Genomic DNA, 18,349 nt, shown 5'->3' with positions numbered 1-18,349 from the left:
CAACCATAATTTTTACAACAAATAACCCCACTTAGTTTCGGAGAAATCACATGAAAGTAGCTGTTTTAGGCGCCGCAGGCGGTATTGGTCAAGCATTATCATTATTATTAAAAACTCAATTGCCAGCAGGTTCTGAGTTGTCTTTATATGATGTTGCACCTGTTGTTCCAGGTGTTGCGGTAGATTTATCACACATCCCAACTGACGTTAAAGTTGCAGGTTTTGGTCGTGACGATCTTAGCGGTGCACTAACAGGTGCTGATATTGTTTTGATTCCAGCGGGTATGCCACGTAAACCAGGTATGGATCGTGCTGATTTATTCAATGTAAATGCGGGTATTATTAAAGTATTAGCAGAAGGCATTGTTGCAAGCTGTCCTAAAGCATTGGTAGGTGTAATTACTAATCCAGTTAATGGTACGGTACCAATTGTTGCTGAAGTATTCAAAAAAGCAGGTACTTATGATGCAGCGCGTCTTTTCGGTGTTACTACGCTAGATGTTATTCGCTCTGAAGCTTTTGTTGCTGAGTTGAAAGGCTTAGATGTTGCTACTGTTAAAGTACCCGTAATTGGTGGTCACTCAGGCACAACAATTTTACCATTACTATCTCAAGTTGAAGGCGCTACGTTCACAGATGAAGAAATTGCTACGCTTACTCCTCGTATCCAAAATGCAGGTACTGAAGTAGTTGAAGCAAAAGCTGGTGGCGGTTCTGCGACACTTTCTATGGGTGCTGCTGCTGCACGTTTTTGTATGTCTTTAGTTAAAGGCCTACAAGGTGAAGATGTTGTTGATTACGCATACGTTGAAGGTAATGGTGAAGATGCATTGTTCTTCGCACAACCTGTACGTTTAGGCGTTAACGGTGTAAGTGAAATTCTACCTTACGGCGAGTTAAGTGCTTTTGAACAAAAAGCAAAAGAAGACATGCTTGCAACCTTGAAAAAAGATATTCAAGAAGGTGTTGATTTTATGGCTAGCTAAGCAGCCGTAAAACCGACAATAAAAAACGCTGTTATCAACCGATAACAGCGTTTTTTTTATTCATAAATTTAGAGGGAATCGCCTACTTATTTATAAGCGTTAGTCACATGCAGTCATCGAATTAATACATTGCCCGTAGGCTAAAGTCTTGGCTTAGTGACTTCTGTTAGCAGCGATATGTGCTAAGGCAATAAGGGCTTGCTTATGTTCGCTATCAGTAATGACGTTGAGAGCGTTAATGGCCTTGTCTGCTTCAATTTCAGCTTGTTGCTGGGTATAACGTAAAGCACCTGTCTCTTCCATCGCTGCAAGAATTAACTCAAGGTTATCCATGCCATTACCAAGTTCAATGGCTTCCTTAATTAATTTTTGTTGTGCATCATTACCGTGCCTCATCGCATAGAGTAATGGTAACGTTGGTTTACCTTCAGCAAGATCATCACCGACATTTTTGCCCATTTCTTTAGCATCAGCAGTATAGTCCATAATGTCATCAACTAACTGAAATGCGGTACCTAGGTACTTGCCATAATCAGCCATGGCTTGTTCAATTTTATCATCTTGTTTGGCTATTACTGCAGCAAGGCGTGTTGCTGCTTCAAACAATTTAGCTGTTTTACAATAAATGACCTGCATATAGCTTTCTTCGGTAGTGCTTGCATCATTGCAGTTCATTAACTGTAATACTTCACCTTCGGCCACTATATTGGTGGCCTCTGATAAAATATCCATAATGCGCATATCACCCAGTTTAGTCATCATTTGAAAAGAGCGAGTATAAAGAAAATCACCGACTAATACGCTAGCACTATTGCCAAATAAAGCATTGGCAGTTTCTCTACCACGGCGCATATTTGATTCATCAACGACATCATCATGGAGTAACGTTGCCGTGTGAATAAACTCAATAATGGCTGCGATTTCCCAATGCTTTTCGCCTTGGTACGCGAATGCTTTAGCAGCAAGAACCGTTAACATAGGGCGCATACGTTTACCGCCACCGTTAACAATATATATACCAAGCTGATTAATAAGTGCGACATCAGATTGTAATTGATCATAAATAAGATCGTTCACTGCTGTCATATCGCTTTGCGCTAATGCCTGTATTGCTTTAATATTTACTTTATTGCCCATGCCACTTTTCTTTAGCTATTTTGATTAGTTATTAATCAAAAGTATTCAATTAGTTATGAAAGCAAAGTTTACACTAAATTTTATGCAAAAGTAGTTTTCTAGTCGCTTTGTTTTAATTCTTAGGTGAAAAGCAATTAAAAAGCATAAAAGGCCAATAAAGTTAATAAATGATCGACTTTAGACTTGCCCTTGTAGTTTTCTTCGCGTAGAATTCGCGCCCTATATTTTATAAATTTAGCGTCAATAATATAATGACGCAGTACGGAGTAGCTATGTACGCGGTATTCCAAAGCGGTGGTAAACAGCATCGTGTAACCGAAGGACAAACAGTTCGTCTAGAAAAGCTTGAGCTTGAAGTAGGCGCAACAGTAGAATTTGATAACGTTTTAATGATCGCTAATGGCGATAACATCAATGTAGGCGCGCCTTACGTTGCTGGTGGTAAAGTTGTTGCAGAGGTTGTTACTCAAGCCCGCGCTCCTAAAGTTACCATTGTTAAATTCAAACGTCGTAAGCATTCACGCAAACAAGCGGGCCATCGTCAATGGTTCACTGAAGTGAAAATTACTGGTATTAACGGCTAATTAGGAGCATTTTGACATGGCACATAAGAAAGCTGCAGGTAGTACACGAAATGGTCGCGATTCAGAAGCAAAACGCCTAGGTGTTAAGCGCTTTGGTGGCGAATCTGTTTTAGCTGGTAACATTATTGTTCGTCAACGTGGTACTCGTTTCCACGCTGGTAACAACATGGGTATCGGTAAAGATCATACTTTATTTGCTTTATCTGACGGTAAAGTACAATTTGAAGTTAAAGGTCCAAAGAGTCGTAAGTTCGTTAGCATAATCGCTGACTAATAATAACTTAACACTCCAAAAACCTCGCTTCATGCGAGGTTTTTTTTTGATTTTTTTTTGACTGAGCAGAGATTCATTTTTAGTCAGGCAAAAATAGTTTATACTAGTGATAATTGCACAAGCATTACCATATTAGGGTTATTGAGATTCCATGAAATTTGTTGATGAAGTTGAGATCAGAGTTGAAGCGGGTGATGGCGGCAACGGCTGTGTCAGTTTCCGTAAAGAAAAATTTATTGAGTATGGCGGCCCTAATGGTGGTGATGGCGGCGATGGCGGTGATATTTATTTGGTCGCTGACGAAGGTTTAAATACCTTAATAGATTATCGTTTTGAACGTTTCCATCGTGCTAAACGTGGTCAAAATGGTCAGCCACAGAATTGTACGGGTAAAGGCTCTGACGATTTATTATTAAAAGTACCCGTTGGCACGCGCGCTATCGATCAAGATACGGGTGAGCAAATTGGTGATTTAACGCATAAAGGCCAAAAGATGCTTGTTGCTAAAGGCGGCTGGCATGGTTTAGGTAACTTACGCTTTAAAAGTAGTACTAACCGTTCTCCTCGACAGAGAACCGATGGTACGCCGGGCGAAATACGTAGTCTTAAGTTAGAGTTATTACTACTTGCCGATGTTGGTTTATTAGGTCTACCTAATGCAGGTAAATCTACCCTAATTCGCAGTGTTTCTGCAGCAACACCTAAAGTAGCTGATTATCCATTTACTACCTTAGTGCCTAATTTAGGTGTGGTACGTTTAGATACACAGCGTAGTTTCGTTATTGCCGATATTCCAGGTATTATTGAAGGTGCTGCAGATGGCGCTGGTTTAGGAACACAGTTCTTAAAACATCTTGAACGTTGTCGTATATTATTGCACGTAATTGATATCATGCCTGTTGATGGCTCTGACCCATTAGAGAATGCTAAAGTCATTATCAGTGAGCTAGAGCAGCATAATGAAAAACTTGCTGGTAAGCCTCGCTGGGTTGTCTTCAATAAACTTGATTTAGTGCTTGAAGAAGAAGCTAAAGAGATTACTGATGCAATTTTAGCTGGTCTTGATTGGAAAGGTGAAGTGCATAGTATCTCTGCATTTAATCGTACGGGCACGAAAGAGTTAACACAAAAAGTGATGACCTTTATCGAAAACTTACCTCCAGAAGAGGAAGAAGTGATTGATGGTAAAACTGTTGAGTTTAAATGGGATACCTATCATGAAGAAACTATAGCGGCTCATGCTAATGACGACGACTTAGATGATGACGACTGGAATGAAGATGATTACGATGTTGAAGTAGAATATCGTCAATAACATTACCTGTTAATATGAAGCACTTGTTTATTTTTATGAACCAGTGCTTTTTTTTTTACCTTTTTCGAGTAATACCAAAATAATTTTGAGAGTTTTATGACCATTCTATCTATGATCGTTGCTACTGCGGATAACAATGTTATTGGCAAAGACAATGATATGCCGTGGCACTTACCTGCGGATTTAGCTTATTTTAAAAAAGTGACTTTAGGCAAACCTATTATCATGGGGCGAAAAACGTTTGAGTCTATTGGCAGACCTTTACCAGGTCGACGTAATATTGTTATTTCTCGCGATGAAAATTATGCAGCAGCAGGAATTGATACAGTAACTTCAGTCGAACAGGCATTAGGTCTAGTTAGTGGATCAAATGGTGATGAAGCGGTTGACGAAATTATGGTGATCGGTGGTGGTGCAATTTATGCCCATTGCTTACCTAAAGCTGACCGTTTATATGTGACTCATATTAAGGCTGCCATTGATGGCGATACCCAATTTCCAAATTACGATGACGGTAGCTGGCATAAAATGAGTAGTGAAGTACGTGATAGTGATGAAAATAATGTCCATCAATTAGATTTTTGTGTTTACGAACGTAAGGCTAAGTAGTCTTAGCAGTTAAGCTCGATAAAGTTACATAAACGATAATGATACAATTAAAAGCGGTACGTTAATAACGTACCGTTTTTTTATTATGCTAAAGATTATTTTTAAATAATAAGAGTTAAAAACTAAATTTTTAGTTACTGAGTGATGTAATCTAAAATACCCATGGCTGCTTTTTGACCTTGATCAACGGCAGTAACTACTAAATCAGAGCCGAGTACCATATCGCCACCAGCAAAAATATTTTGCTTAGAGGTTTGTAGCGCAAAGTCAGAGCTATCGACCGCAAGCACACGGCCACGAGGGTCTAGTTGTACACCCGCATCTATCATCCATTGTGGTGGGCTAGGGAGAAAACCAAAAGCAATAACTACTGCATCAGCTTCCATAATAAATTCACTATCAGCAATAGGCTCAGGGTTACGTCTACCGCTGGCATCAGCAGCACCGAGTTGGGTTTTAACAAACTTAACACCTATAACAAGGCCTTGCTCATCAACCGCAATATCAAGCGGTTGAAGGTTGAACTCAAAATTTACACTTTCTTCTTTGGCGTTCTGAACTTCACGCGGTGAGCCGGGCATATTCGCTTCATCACGACGATAAGCACACGTTACTGTCGTCGCTTCTTGTCTAATGGACGTACGAACACAATCCATAGCGGTATCACCGCCACCAAGTACGACAACTTTTTTATCTTTGAAGTTAACATAAGGCTTAACTTGATTGCTTTCAGCTGCAGTGATGCCCATGAGCTTCTGAGTATTGCCGATTAAGAAATCTAAAGCATTATAAACGCCTTTTGCGCCTTCATTATCGAAACCGCCGCTCATGTCTTTATAAGTACCTAAAGCGAGAAATACAGCGTCATATTCATCGCTAATATCACCAAAACTAATATCAGTGCCGATATTAGTATTTAAACGAAACTCAACGCCCATGCCTTCTAAAATTTCACGACGCGTTTGAATGACGCTTTTTTCTAATTTGAATGACGGGATGCCGAAGGTTAGTAGACCACCAATTTGCGCATGCCTGTCATAAACAACAACGTCAACACCGTTACGGGTCAGTCTATCAGCGCAAGAAATTCCCGCAGGGCCTGCACCAATAACAGCAACACGTTTTCCTGTTTTTACTACGTGAGATAAGTCAGGCTTCCAACCCTGCGCAATAGCGGTATCAGTAATATGTTTTTCGATATTACCTATAGTGACTGCGCCAAACTCATCATTTAAAGTACAGGCTGATTCACATAACCTATCTTGTGGGCAAACTCGGCCACACATCTCAGGTAGGCTGTTAGTTTCATGACATAAATCAGCCGCTTCAAAAATGCGATTTTCAGTCACTAACTCTAACCACTGTGGAATGTAATTATGCACAGGACACTTAAACTCACAGTATGGGTTACCGCAGTCAAGACAACGGTCAGCCTGGCCGGCACTTTGCTCATTGCCTAATGGTTGATAGATTTCGACAAAATTAATCTTACGTACGTCTATAGACTTTTTCGCTGGGTCTATTCGCTTTACATCAATAAATTGATAAACATTTTTACTCATTATTTTAATCCTAAATTATTATCAATTATTGTGCTTGCACGCGAAGTTCAGCACTTGAACGACTACGGTGACCTAATAAGGTTTTTACATCGGTAGCTGTCGGTTTAATTAATTTAAATAATGGAGCATATTTATCAAAATCATGAAGGATCTCCTGAGCGCGTAAGCTGCCTGTTTCTTCAAAGTGTTGATTGATGATGCCACGTAAATGTTCTTGGTGAATAGTTAGCTCTTCAATAGCAAGCATTTCGATAGACTCTTTGTTCAGACGAATATCTAAATCACCTGATTCATCTAATACATAAGCGAAACCACCAGTCATACCAGCACCAAAGTTAACACCTGTATCGCCTAAAATAGTGACAATACCGCCAGTCATATATTCACAAGCATGATCACCAGTGCCTTCTACAACCGCTTGGCAACCTGAGTTACGTACCGCAAAACGCTCACCAGCACGACCAGAAGAGAATAAATTACCGCCCGTCGCACCATATAGACAAGTATTACCCATAATCATAGTTTTATGGCTAGCATACTCGACGCCAACAGGGGGTTTGATCGTGAGTTTACCACCCGCCATACCCTTTCCAACATAATCGTTGGCATCACCAGTTAAAATCATGTGTAGACCGCCAGCATTCCAGACTCCAAAACTTTGTCCTGCAGTACCGGATAGGTGTATCGTAATTGGTGAGGCTGCCATACCTTGATCGCCATGGTGACGAGCGATTTCACCTGATAAAGTAGCACCGACAGAGCGATCAGTATTTTGGATGTTAAAGCGGTATTCACCACCTTTACTATGCGCTACCGCATCAATCGCAGCAGCTAAAATATTCTGATTTAACTGTCCTTTATCAAAGGCGGTGTTTTCCTGAGTTTGATGAAGTGCTGTATTTTCACCGGCAACAACAGGCGCAATTATCGGTGATAAATCTAACTTACTTTGCTTAGAGGTAATACCATCCACTTGTATTAATAAGTCAGTTCTACCGATGATATCCGTTAGACTTTTTACGCCAAGGCTGGCAAGTATTTCCCGTACATCACGGGCAATAAATTTAAAGTAATTCATCACTTGTTCAGGCAAACCTTTAAAGAACTTCTCGCGTAAAACTTCATCTTGTGTTGCTACACCGGTAGCACAGTTATTAAGATGACAAATACGCAAGAACTTACAACCCAACGCAACCATAGGGGCAGTACCAAAACCAAAGCTCTCAGCGCCTAATATAGCGGCCTTAACAATATCAACACCAGTTTTTAAACCACCATCAACTTGTAAGCGCACTTTATGACGCAAGCCATTGGTTACCAAGGATTGATGAGCCTCTGCTAAGCCCATTTCCCATGGACAACCTGCATATTTTACTGACGTTAACGGACTCGCAGCAGTACCACCGTCGTAACCTGAAATAGTAATAAAGTCGGCATACGCTTTAGCAACCCCCGAGGCGATGGTACCAACACCAGGACCTGAAACTAACTTCACGGAAATTATCGCTTTTGGATTAACTTGTTTTAAGTCAAAAATTAGCTGGGCTAAATCTTCAATCGAATAAATATCATGATGTGGCGGCGGAGAAATTAAGGTAACACCAGGTACTGAGTAACGTAACTTAGCAATTAATGGCGACACTTTATCACCAGGTAACTGTCCGCCTTCACCAGGTTTTGCCCCTTGCGCTACTTTTATTTGTAATACGTCGGCATTAACTAAATAATGTGGGGTAACACCAAAACGTCCTGAGGCAATTTGTTTGATACGAGAATTTTTAACGGTACCGTAACGGCGTTCATCTTCGCCACCTTCACCAGAGTTTGAAAATCCACCCAAGCGGTTCATTGCAATAGCAAGAGCCTCATGTGCTTCTGGGCTAAGAGCACCAACTGACATAGCGGCGCTATCGAAACGTTTGAACATTTCACCTTCCGCTTCAACTTGATCGAGAGGAATAGGCTGGCAGTCATCCTTGAATTTTAATAAGTCACGAAGGGTGGCAACTGGACGGTTATTAACTTCATCAGCAAAAGTACGGTAATCATTATAATCACCGTTTCGCACCGCACGTTGTAAATAGTTAACAACATTAGGATTAAAGGCGTGATACTCACCACCATGAACATACTTTAATAAGCCGCCATGGTTAACTTTTTGATGAGGCAAAAATGCTTTGCGCGTTAGGTTTATTGCATCTTGTTGAATATCACTAAAGTCAGCACCTTTAAGGCGACTTGGTAAATCACTAAAACAAAGTGCCATAATATCTTCATTTAAGCCAATGACTTCAAATAAGCCGGCACAGCGGTAACTGGCAATGGTAGAAATACCCATTTTAGACAATATTTTTAATAAACCTTTGTTAATGCCTTCTCGGTAATTAACGATAGCATCACGGGCTGATAAATCTATTTGTCCTTGTTCAACTAGTTGCTCAATTGTTTCAAACGCCAAATAGGGATATATTGCCGTAGCACCTAAGCCAAGCAATACTGCATATTGATGTGAGTCACGTACAGAGCCAGTCTCTACAATAATATTAGAATCGCAACGTAGCTGTTGGTCGACTAAACGTTTTTGAACTGCACCAACAGCCATTGCCGCAGGAATAACAAGTAAACCAGGTTGAATATTTCTATCCGATAAAACCAAGATAACAGTGCGGCTGTTGCGAACAAGTGCATCGGCTTCGTCACATATGCGTCTGATAGCGGCTTCTAAACCTTCTTTGGCATCAAAGCTTAGTGAGAGCGTATCTGAACGATAGTGTTCAGGATCTAATTCACGTAATTGTTTCAAACCGGTATACATAAGTACAGGCGTTGAAAATAACATACGGTCTGCATGACCAGACGTTTCGTTAAATACATTATGCTCACGGCCAATACAAGTACCTAGTGACATAACATAACGTTCACGCAACGGATCTATTGGTGGGTTTGTTACTTGCGCGAATTGTTGACGGAAGTAGTCATATAGGGTGCGTGTTTGACTTGATAATACCGCCATAGGTGTATCATCACCCATAGAACCAGTCGCTTCTTGGCCATTCTCCGCTAATGTTCTTATTACTTGCTGAATTTCTTCATAGCTGTAATTGAACATTTTATGATATTGACTCATCTCAATATCAGTAAATACCCGCTGACCAATCAAGTTAGCTTCTAGCTTATCAAAGGGCACTAAATGGCGAACGTTTTTATTCAACCACTCTCTATAAGGGTGACGTTCTTTGAGGTCATTATCAATATCACATGAATGAGATATTTTACCTGTGTAGGTATCAATCGCTAGCATTTCGCCTGGACCAACGCGGCCTTTTTCTACCACTTCATCTTCACCGTAATCCCATATACCTACTTCTGAGGCTAGGGTAATAAAGCCATTACGTGTGATGACATAGCGGGCAGGGCGTAATCCGTTTCTATCAAGATTACAAGCAACATGACGACCGTTAGTCATTACTACGCCAGCAGGACCGTCCCACGGCTCCATGTGCATAGAATTGAATTCATAGAAGGCACGTAAGTCATCATCCATTAAAGGACTGTTTTGCCATGCAGGTGGCATCAATAAACGCATGGCACGGTATAAGTCCATGCCACCGGCTAAAAATAGCTCAAGCATATTATCTAAAGAAGATGAATCAGAGCCTGTTTGGCCAACAAAAGGTGCTGCATCTTGCAAGTCTGGCAATAACGGTGACTTAAAGCGATGAGTTCTTGCTCGACTCCACTGACGGTTCCCGTTAATAGTATTGATTTCACCGTTATGCGCTAAATAACGAAACGGTTGTGCTAAATGCCACTGGGGTGAGGTATTGGTTGAAAAGCGCTGGTGGAATACACAAATCGCGCTTTGCATCCGAATATCAGCTAAATCTAAATAAAAATTGGGTAAATCTACCGGCATCATTAGGCCTTTGTAGATTGTTACTAAGCAAGACAAGCTCGCCACATAAAATTTTTCATCTGTAATGCGTTTTTCAGCACGACGACGAGCCATATATAAACGGCGCTCTAATTCTAAGTTTCTCCAACCTGGGGGAGCATCAACAAATACTTGCTCTATTGTTGGCAAGTTACCGATAGCGATTTCACCTAACACTGAAGTGTCGGTAGGTACCGTTCGCCAGCCTATTAAGGTCAAGCTTTCATCGGCTAACTCTTGTTCTAATATTTTTTTAGACAATGCAGCTTCAATAGGATCAGGGCTTAGGAAAATCATGCCAACAGCATACTTTTTACCTAGCTTCCAGTTATTGTCTGCAGCTACAGCGCGAAAAAAACTGTCTGGTTTTTGTAATAACAAGCCACAACCATCACCTGTTTTACCATCGCTGGCGATACCGCCACGATGTTGCATACGATCTAAAGCGGAAATAGCGGTCTTGATTAGTTTGTGACTGGTCTCACCCTGTTGATGGGCGATTAAACCAAAGCCACAATTGTCTTTTTGGACGCTATGATCATAAAGCTGCATTCTTTTCTCCTAAATAATAAGCCAACTTACTCACAGGACAGTCAAAGGGGAATAAAGGCATGGAAAAAATGCATAAATACTCCTCTTATTAAGTAAGTGGACATTCAACACTACTCAGTTATTCGCTAAAGGTCAATGAAAATAGAGCATTTGCTCGTAACTAATTTACATTTTCGTTCTTTTTTGTAACTAAGTAGAGTAATAGTGTTTTTGTATGTTGTTGTTTTTATTGTGTTTGTTGTTTTTGTTCTGTGGTTTTTATTTCAACCTGTGAAAAATCATGAAATAAAACTACATTTTGGCGGGGTTTATGCTGTGGGGGCATATTCAATATTTATACAGGTTATACGTGAAGTAGTTATTAAAGCAGGACATTAAATAACTAAAAGTGCATTCTTAAATATCCAATAGCGCCGTTGTATCCAATGACCAACTCTTACTCGATCCATTGTTTTGCTTTTGAACATTCTGCTCATTACTTATTTTAAAATAGAAGTTATACCATTTGTATTAATTTAGTGATCAAAATTCAATGAGGATAAATTTTCAAGTTCAAGGCGCGTGATTGAAAAATAGCTAGCTATTGAGATTGAGCGCAACGCAGAAATTGTAGATTAAGACCATTTGAAGATGGGCAATTAATTAGTACAATTGGTATTATCCCCTTAATTAATTTAATTGCTATAAGTTCTAATTTAGCGATAAGACAAAAAAAAGCCAATAGTGATATCACTATTGGCTTTAGTTTTAATAGAGCGGGTTATAGCTAAGGCTGATAACCACCCTCGATACCCTTGGTAGTGACACTAACAGCGTCATGGGCATGGAGTGACTCTAAATGATTAATACGCAGCCAGAAATCATCGAATTGCTCTGTCTGATTCATACTATGCTGTAAACGACGTGCAGCGTCTTCACAAAACATTAGGTTTTGACCATTTAGGCGAGCAAATTCTTGCTCATCTTCGCGTTTAACTGCTGCTTGTACCGGAGTCTTCAGCGAGTTTTCAATAAGATCAACTAATTCGGTAATAGGAAAGTCATCAATACTTGAATTAAGTTTCACTTTTACTTCAGCAACGGAACGCTGTGAATGAGGGGTTGCTACGATTCCTTCTGTAGTTCCTAGCCAGTCATGGACATCCGTTAGTGCTAATTCACTTTGTTGCGCAAATTTATCTTGAAACGCCTTTTGGATTAATTGTCTAGCAAGTGCAGCAGAACACGGACAAGTTGATGAATAACGTACATCAATGGTTAACTCTATAGTAAGTTTGCCCTTATTTAAATAACCGGTAAGTGTTACCGGGTAAGCTTTCCAACCTTCTTTACCGCTAACCAATGATTTTCTACGTAAGTGGTAGTCAAAGCTGAATTGAACTTTGGCTTGATCACTTAATTCTTGGTGACTACTAATAAAACCGTCAAGTAAGCTAACTAAACTTTGATAGTTAAGCACATTACTTGTAGATAACTCATCAATAAGTAAGTAAAGGCGTGACATATGAATGCCTTTCGCTTGAGCTTCTTTTAAGTTAACAAATGCATCAATATGTGCCGACACCATACGCTCGGCTTGGCCTTTTGAAGCGACCATTATAGGCATTTCAATGTTACTCATGCCAACCCAGTCAAGTGTACCTTCGGTTTGAGCTGTTGTATGGTTGGCTATATCTGGCATTGATGTCGTCATTTCGACTCCACTTTAAACGATAATTACTAACTAAACTTCGAGACTTTCTTGCAATAAGACGAAGAGTAGATCTAAGGGCGCACATTCTAGCTTATTTTTTAATGGTAATCATTACTGTTGTTGCTCTATAGATAAAAAAGATGAGAATAGAACGCCTTTTCCTCTATTTTTCAGGAAGTTTGTCTGATATTTATTACTGCTGTAATATAGAGGTACTCTATATTATTTGCGTAAAAAGGTGTGTCTATGGGAACTGAACAATCGAATCCAGACTTAGATTTGGAATTACTTGAAGGTTATTTAGACAGTTTAGGTAAAACTATTGTTGAGCAGATGTTCGCTTTATATTGTCAGCAAGTTGCAATTTACCTAAATGATATTGAAAGTGCGCAACTCAACGATTCACTCTCTGGCTGGGAAGAGCATTGCCATAAAATGAAAGGCGCAACAGCGAGTGTTGGTATGTGTCAATTACATGCACAATTAAAGTTATTAGAAAAATCGACCGCACCCAAAGAGCAAAAAAGGGAGTTGTTAACAGCATTAAAGTTGGCTAATGAGCAAGCAATACTTACGTTTAAAAGCTGGTTGGAAAGTAAATAAAGTGTTGTGCAGTTTTATTAGGTGATAATTTGGCAGCCCCTGAAGGCTGCTAAAATAGTTTAATCTAAGGTGCCGACAAAACGATATCCTTCGCCGTGAATGGTATTAATAAGTTCAGGTGTGTTTTGATTCAATTCAAAGTGTTTACGTAATCGTCTTATGGTGACATCGACTGTACGGTCATTTGAGCGTAAATCTCTGCCGGTCATTTCTTTAATTAATTCTTGTCGAGAAATTATTTTACCAGAATTTTTTATAAGCAAACTTAATGCTCGATATTCGCCACGAGGAATAGCAATTATCTCTCCTTCAGGGCTAGTCATTTGACGAGAATTACCATCTAACGTCCACTGATTGAAACTCACTATGCTTTGTTCTGGTTCTGCGCTCGTTTGTCCAATACGACTTAAAATATTACGTGCTCGGATTGTTAACTCGCGTGGATTAAATGGCTTTGTTAAATAATCATCGGCCCCAATTTCTAAGCCAAGAATTTTGTCAATATCGCTATCTCGACCAGTCAGGAAAATCAATCCCATATCTTTATTGGCAGTTAATTCTCGTGCTAATAACAAGCCATTTTTTCCGGGTAAATTAATATCCATAATGACAAGGCTGATGGTATGTAGTCTAAGCTGCTCAGCCATACTATTACCATCAACAGCTTCGAAAACTTCGTAACCTTCTGCTTCAAATAAATTGCGTAAGTTAAAGCGGGTGACGTCTTCATCTTCGACAACTAAGATTTGATAAGTCTGCATGTTGGAATTTACCTAATATTTAAATGGCTATTGCGATTATTTTTTAATGAGTGACGTGTGTGTAATATATTTACAATTATTTAACTATTTTAGTCAAGAGAAAATGAAAAAACAATTTTTAAAGGCTATTATTTCATTAAGTTGATGCTAATTCTACCGGAAAAGTGATATCAAAACTCACTCCATGTTCAAGATCATCTTCAAGTACTATATGACCATCTAGCGCTTGGGTTACTAAATTGTATACTAAATGCATGCCTAAGCCACTGCCACCGCTGCCTCGCTTGGTAGTCGTGAAAGGATCAAAAATCTTGGTTTTCATAGTATCATCAATACCAATACCATCGTCACTATAATTAATATGTAATTGATCACTTAAGTTCATCACATTGATAGTGATAGTGCCGTGATCTAGCCCTTCAAAAGCATGATAAATTGAATTTAAGATCAAGTTTATTAATATTTGGTTGATAGGACCCGGTTTACTATTGATGTAGAGATCATCTGGGCAAATCACCGATAGAGTGACATTGGCCGATTTTATTTTTGCTGAGAGTGTTAATAGAACTTCATCTAATAAACCCTTAACATTAAAAGTACGACATTCAGCGCTGGATTGGTCAACCGCAACCTTTTTAAAACTTGATATTAATTTTGCTGCTCGTTCTAAATTACGGAATATTATCGAGACGTTTTCATCACCATCAGTTAAGAATTTTTTTAATTGGCTAGATTTTAATGTTTTATCTTCAAAAGCCGTTTTTATTTCGCTTAATTTATCTGCTAATAAGCTTGAAGCAGTAACACCTAAACCAATAGGGGTATTTACTTCATGTGCTATGCCGGCTACCAAATCGCCGAGTGAGGCCATCTTCTCTGTTTCGACCAATTGTCCTTGAAATTCATGCAGTTTTTCTAATGTAGAAAGTAATTCTTGATTGGATTCTTTCAAGGCATTTGTTCTTGCGCTGAGCTTATTTTCTAATGCTTGGTTTTGAGATAAGGCATATTGGTGTTCATCAATGATGGTATTGATATGTTTATCAGTGCGAAGTAATAATATATTGATATTTTTAGCCAGCATATCAAGTTCTTTATAGGGTTGAATCGCTAATTGAGTTTGATAATTTTTATTTTGTGAGATTTGTCCAATATCTTCGATTAATTTTCCGATAGGCTGGTTGGATTTATCAAATAACCATTGCGAAACAGCAAAAGAAAAGAGTAAAGCAAAGAGTAGAAAACCAAGCGTTATATAGATTAACTTTCTGATGAAACTCTGCTTTTCAAGCAAGCTAGATTGGATAAATAAGTAGCCTAAAACACGCTGGTCTTGAGTTATTTTAACAATCAGTTCTAGGTGGTTTTCTTCATATTGGATAGTACTTAATTGTGATATTTTGTCTATTTTGTCGCTGATAGCAGGAAATTTATGATTTTTATTATAACTACTAAAATACTCAATACTGCCATCTTCATTAGTACGATAAATATGTATGCGATTAATGAGGGGAGTGGAAATTAATTTTACCAGCTCACTTTTAAGTTTACTTTGACTATTATCATTGTCGCTTTGTAAAAAGGGGCTACTGCTCTTTGCCAGAATATTTGCCCACGCACGAGTTTCACTGGCAATGTTTTGATTACCCTGTTCATCAACTAACTTAATAATACTCATTGAAACTGTGAGTAATATTATTGTACTTAAAGCCATAATGCTTTGCACTAGGCGACTATGCAGTGACATGGTGTTGATTAAATGTGGCATGGTACCCAAAAAAAAGTTTCTTGTTACTTAGATGATAGCTGAGCTTGGTAAATAGTAAACCCTTTCTCTTTTGTTATCACCCGAGTAGTACCAATGTGTGCTTCCATGATGGGTTGATAACGCAAAAAGCTGTTGGCTACTATCGTAATGTTACCTTGCTTGTTAAGTTTCTTGTTTATTCCGGCTAAAAAGTCCTCACTGGCTTGATAGTGTGTTTTAACGCCTTGATGAAAAGGAGGATTTGAAACAACATGGTGATAGTGGTCATTAACATCAGATAAGCTATTTGAAGGAAATACATTACCCGACAGACCGTTTAAAGCCAAACTTTCTTGTGCTGAAGTTAACGCTAAGGCACTTACATCCAGTAAGGATAATTTTACACCAATAAATTTTTTGCCGATAAAGCAGCTAATAACACCCGCGCCACAACCAAAATCGAGCACATTTCCTACCATCTTATTGGGTAAGTTACGCAGTAATAATGCAGTGCCTACATCCAATTTTTGCTGACTGAAAACCCCAGGTAATGAGGCTATAGTCAGCTCTATTCCTTCAATAGTAATATGGTATTTTTTAAACCAATCTTGTAAGTTGAAAACAACAGATAATTTTTCTGGTTTAAATAGCCCAACAAAAAGCAGGCAGTGGCGAGCAGCATCGACTTTTTGGCAGCAGGATAGTATGTCTTTTGTTAATTTTTCTGCCGATTGAATACCGCCTTTTTTCTCGCCAACGAATAAAATTTTTGTTGTCTCGTTTATGCAAGGAGCAATCATAGCGAGAGTGAAATTCAGTTCCGCCTTGCTTTTTGGGAACGTTATTATGACGAGATCGTGGCATGTTTTTGTTTGGTATATGCTGGCGAATGTTGTCTGAATGCTTTTGCTATTAGATGTATTGACGTGTTTTTTGCTAATCGCCTGATAATCAATAAAATTTGTATTAAAGCAACTAATGTTGTCGGGCTTATGGATATCTAAGTAAGCATCAATGAAACCATCTTCAGGTAAATTAATCAATAAAGGCGATTTTGCGTTAAGTAATTCACTATTGCGTAATAAAACTTGGCTAGGATTCGACAAAGACATAAGGCAGGACACAGGGTAATAAATAGACAAAGAATAATGGTTATATTCTACGGTAAATAAGTATAAGGGAATAGGGTTATTTTGTGGGAAGTTAATTGTACCTAGGTAAAAAAAATGCTTAAATAGCAAATGTCCCTAATTCAAATTTAATGGTTAATTAACCGGTAAATTTTAATAGGGCCAGAAGAGGAGCGTTAACCAGGTAATTACCATTGTTTTGTATTGTTATGAACAATTCAACAGCAGAGATCAAACTCTGTAGATGGTAATGAGGGGGATTAACGCCGAGATAAATAGCTATTTGATAAGCTGTTTATCGGTTGTGTACTTTATACCTTTATAAAGTAGTGGGCTGAATCCCAACAACTGTCACTTTAAATAATAGCCATATTTGGCTGTTTAAGTGGGGAGCTTCTGGTCTTTGCATATTAGCCAAAATGCCAGCTCCGCTGATGTTATGCTCTTCTTTGTCAACGCCCAGTACTCCGCACAAAGTATTTAGTTTTATTAATCAAGTATGTTTACGCATCTCTTTAATAACACGAATACTCATTATTTTTTATAGACTTTTATCAGATAAGCGGAGTAATAAATGAACTGGCAAGATGTATTAGCACAGTTAGAATCAGGTAGTTTACGGGCGGCAAATCAAGATGATGCCGGTAACTGGCATGCCAATATTGAAGTGAAAAAAGGTATTTTAGCTGCTTTTAAAGCGGGAAAAAACATCGCTTTTAACGATAATTATCAAGGTTTTGTTGATAAAGACAACTTACCCGCACGTCAATTTACACCACAAGATGGAGTTCGTTTAGTCCCTGGTGGATCATCTGTACGTGCAGGTGCTTACGTTGCTGAAGGCGTTATCATCATGCCACCAGCTTACATTAATGTCGGTGCCTTTGTTGATACGGGGACTATGGTTGATAGCCATGCTTTAATTGGCTCGTGTGCGCAAATAGGTAAAAATGTCCATATTTCAGCAGCGGTTCAAATTGGTGGTGTATTAGAGCCGATAGGTGCTAGCCCAGTGATTATTGAAGATGGTGCCTTTTTAAGTGCCGGTGTTGTTGTCGTTGAAGGCATTGTAGTTAAGAAGGGAGCAGTATTAGCACCTGGCGTATCTCTTTCTAAATCAGTACCCGTTTATGACTGTGTTAATCAAGTTATGCGTGAAAAAGGTGCTGAAATTCCAGAACGTGCAGTTGTTGTGCCTGGCACCCGTCCAGTTAAAGGTGAATGGGCAAAAGAACAAGGTTTAAGCATGGCTTGTGCGCTTATCGTTAAATATCGTGATGAAAAAAGCGATGCCTCACTGGAATTAGAATCAATTCTACGTTAATTAATCATCTTGTCGTTGTATGGTCCAACCTATGCGTCAAAAGTACTCACAAATTCTTCGGGAATTAATTTGAACATCCGAAGGGTGGCCTGAAAGGTGAAGTACAGGATGTACGGAATCTTGATAGTCATCAACTCC

General features: G+C 39.0%; 14 protein-coding genes and 1 riboswitch. Of the genes, 7 read left to right on the top strand and 7 right to left on the bottom strand.

Annotated elements, in window-relative coordinates; translation table 11 throughout:
* Positions 1-50: 50 nt before the first annotated feature.
* Entirely contained in the window at positions 51-986 is a 936-nt protein-coding gene (gene mdh, locus CXF71_RS20655) for a malate dehydrogenase (RefSeq protein WP_101234795.1), read from the top strand.
* A 153-nt stretch (positions 987-1,139) separates the two neighbouring features.
* Here the strand turns inward: mdh and ispB are convergent, their stop codons facing one another.
* Positions 1,140-2,123: an octaprenyl diphosphate synthase gene (gene ispB, locus CXF71_RS20650; RefSeq protein WP_101234794.1), complete on the bottom strand. Its 984-nt coding sequence runs from the start codon at positions 2,121-2,123 to the stop codon at positions 1,140-1,142.
* Between the two features lie 272 nt (positions 2,124-2,395).
* Between ispB and rplU the strand changes: the two genes are divergently transcribed.
* The 4 genes from rplU (at position 2,396) to folA (ending at position 4,905) form a co-directional block, all read left to right on the top strand.
* Positions 2,396-2,707, top strand: coding sequence for a 50S ribosomal protein L21 (rplU, locus tag CXF71_RS20645; RefSeq protein ID WP_101227764.1), 312 nt, complete (start codon positions 2,396-2,398; stop codon positions 2,705-2,707).
* A gap of 16 nt (positions 2,708-2,723) precedes the next feature.
* Positions 2,724-2,981 carry a 50S ribosomal protein L27 gene (gene rpmA, locus CXF71_RS20640; RefSeq protein ID WP_033092242.1) on the top strand — a complete coding sequence of 86 codons (258 nt, stop codon included), beginning with the start codon at positions 2,724-2,726 and terminating at the stop codon, positions 2,979-2,981.
* Between the two features lie 151 nt (positions 2,982-3,132).
* Positions 3,133-4,296, top strand: coding sequence for an Obg family GTPase CgtA (cgtA, locus tag CXF71_RS20635; protein WP_101234793.1), 1,164 nt, complete (start codon positions 3,133-3,135; stop codon positions 4,294-4,296).
* A 96-nt stretch (positions 4,297-4,392) separates the two neighbouring features.
* Positions 4,393-4,905 (top strand): type 3 dihydrofolate reductase, encoded by a 513-nt coding sequence (folA, locus tag CXF71_RS20630; protein ID WP_101234792.1) that lies wholly within the window; start codon positions 4,393-4,395, stop codon positions 4,903-4,905.
* Positions 4,906-5,039: 134 nt separating this feature from the next.
* Here the strand turns inward: folA and CXF71_RS20625 are convergent, their stop codons facing one another.
* The 3 genes from CXF71_RS20625 to folE2 form a co-directional block, all read right to left on the bottom strand.
* Complete coding sequence (locus CXF71_RS20625) at positions 5,040-6,467, bottom strand: FAD-dependent oxidoreductase (protein WP_101234791.1); 1,428 nt, start codon at positions 6,465-6,467, stop codon at positions 5,040-5,042.
* A gap of 25 nt (positions 6,468-6,492) precedes the next feature.
* The gene (gene gltB, locus CXF71_RS20620; RefSeq protein WP_101234790.1) at positions 6,493-10,953 is read right to left on the bottom strand and encodes a glutamate synthase large subunit; all 4,461 of its coding nucleotides are present in this window, start codon (positions 10,951-10,953) and stop codon (positions 6,493-6,495) included.
* A gap of 766 nt (positions 10,954-11,719) precedes the next feature.
* On the bottom strand, positions 11,720-12,646 hold the full coding sequence (folE2, locus tag CXF71_RS20615) for a GTP cyclohydrolase FolE2 (RefSeq protein WP_101234789.1): 927 nt from the start codon (positions 12,644-12,646) through the stop codon (positions 11,720-11,722).
* A gap of 246 nt (positions 12,647-12,892) precedes the next feature.
* Between folE2 and CXF71_RS20610 the strand changes: the two genes are divergently transcribed.
* Positions 12,893-13,249: an Hpt domain-containing protein gene (locus CXF71_RS20610; protein WP_232771564.1), complete on the top strand. Its 357-nt coding sequence runs from the start codon at positions 12,893-12,895 to the stop codon at positions 13,247-13,249.
* A gap of 59 nt (positions 13,250-13,308) precedes the next feature.
* Here CXF71_RS20610 and arcA read toward each other — a convergent pair whose 3' ends face one another.
* From arcA to CXF71_RS20595, 3 genes are all read right to left on the bottom strand, one after another.
* Positions 13,309-14,010: a two-component system response regulator ArcA gene (arcA, locus tag CXF71_RS20605; protein WP_101234787.1), complete on the bottom strand. Its 702-nt coding sequence runs from the start codon at positions 14,008-14,010 to the stop codon at positions 13,309-13,311.
* A 136-nt stretch (positions 14,011-14,146) separates the two neighbouring features.
* Positions 14,147-15,778, bottom strand: a complete 1,632-nt coding sequence (locus CXF71_RS20600; RefSeq protein ID WP_232771563.1) for a sensor histidine kinase — start codon at positions 15,776-15,778, stop codon at positions 14,147-14,149.
* Positions 15,779-15,801: 23 nt separating this feature from the next.
* Positions 15,802-16,998, bottom strand: coding sequence for a methyltransferase (locus tag CXF71_RS20595; RefSeq protein ID WP_232771562.1), 1,197 nt, complete (start codon positions 16,996-16,998; stop codon positions 15,802-15,804).
* Between the two features lie 47 nt (positions 16,999-17,045).
* A riboswitch (Lysine riboswitch) is annotated at positions 17,046-17,291 on the top strand.
* A gap of 170 nt (positions 17,292-17,461) precedes the next feature.
* Between CXF71_RS20595 and CXF71_RS20590 the strand changes: the two genes are divergently transcribed.
* Positions 17,462-18,211 carry a 2,3,4,5-tetrahydropyridine-2,6-dicarboxylate N-succinyltransferase gene (locus CXF71_RS20590; RefSeq protein WP_101234786.1) on the top strand — a complete coding sequence of 250 codons (750 nt, stop codon included), beginning with the start codon at positions 17,462-17,464 and terminating at the stop codon, positions 18,209-18,211.
* Positions 18,212-18,349: the final 138 nt, after the last annotated feature.

It is taken from the genome of Colwellia sp. 12G3 (assembly GCF_002836775.1).
Lineage (GTDB): Bacteria > Pseudomonadota > Gammaproteobacteria > Enterobacterales > Alteromonadaceae > Colwellia.
This window is presented reverse-complemented; position numbering and strand designations above follow the sequence as displayed.

Bases quoted from the DNA above. Each gene is read 5' to 3' on its own strand.
- mdh (WP_101234795.1), top strand. From the start codon at position 51: ATGAAAGTAGCTGTTTTAGGCGCCGCAGGCGGTATTGGTCAAGCATTA.
- ispB (WP_101234794.1), bottom strand. From the start codon at position 2,123: ATGGGCAATAAAGTAAATATTAAAGCAATACAGGCATTAGCGCAAAGC.
- rplU (WP_101227764.1), top strand. From the start codon at position 2,396: ATGTACGCGGTATTCCAAAGCGGTGGTAAACAGCATCGTGTAACCGAA.
- rpmA (WP_033092242.1), top strand. From the start codon at position 2,724: ATGGCACATAAGAAAGCTGCAGGTAGTACACGAAATGGTCGCGATTCA.
- cgtA (WP_101234793.1), top strand. From the start codon at position 3,133: ATGAAATTTGTTGATGAAGTTGAGATCAGAGTTGAAGCGGGTGATGGC.
- folA (WP_101234792.1), top strand. From the start codon at position 4,393: ATGACCATTCTATCTATGATCGTTGCTACTGCGGATAACAATGTTATT.
- CXF71_RS20625 (WP_101234791.1), bottom strand. From the start codon at position 6,467: ATGAGTAAAAATGTTTATCAATTTATTGATGTAAAGCGAATAGACCCA.
- gltB (WP_101234790.1), bottom strand. From the start codon at position 10,953: ATGCAGCTTTATGATCATAGCGTCCAAAAAGACAATTGTGGCTTTGGT.
- folE2 (WP_101234789.1), bottom strand. From the start codon at position 12,646: ATGACGACATCAATGCCAGATATAGCCAACCATACAACAGCTCAAACC.
- CXF71_RS20610 (WP_232771564.1), top strand. From the start codon at position 12,893: ATGGGAACTGAACAATCGAATCCAGACTTAGATTTGGAATTACTTGAA.
- arcA (WP_101234787.1), bottom strand. From the start codon at position 14,010: ATGCAGACTTATCAAATCTTAGTTGTCGAAGATGAAGACGTCACCCGC.
- CXF71_RS20600 (WP_232771563.1), bottom strand. From the start codon at position 15,778: ATGCCACATTTAATCAACACCATGTCACTGCATAGTCGCCTAGTGCAA.
- CXF71_RS20590 (WP_101234786.1), top strand. From the start codon at position 17,462: ATGAACTGGCAAGATGTATTAGCACAGTTAGAATCAGGTAGTTTACGG.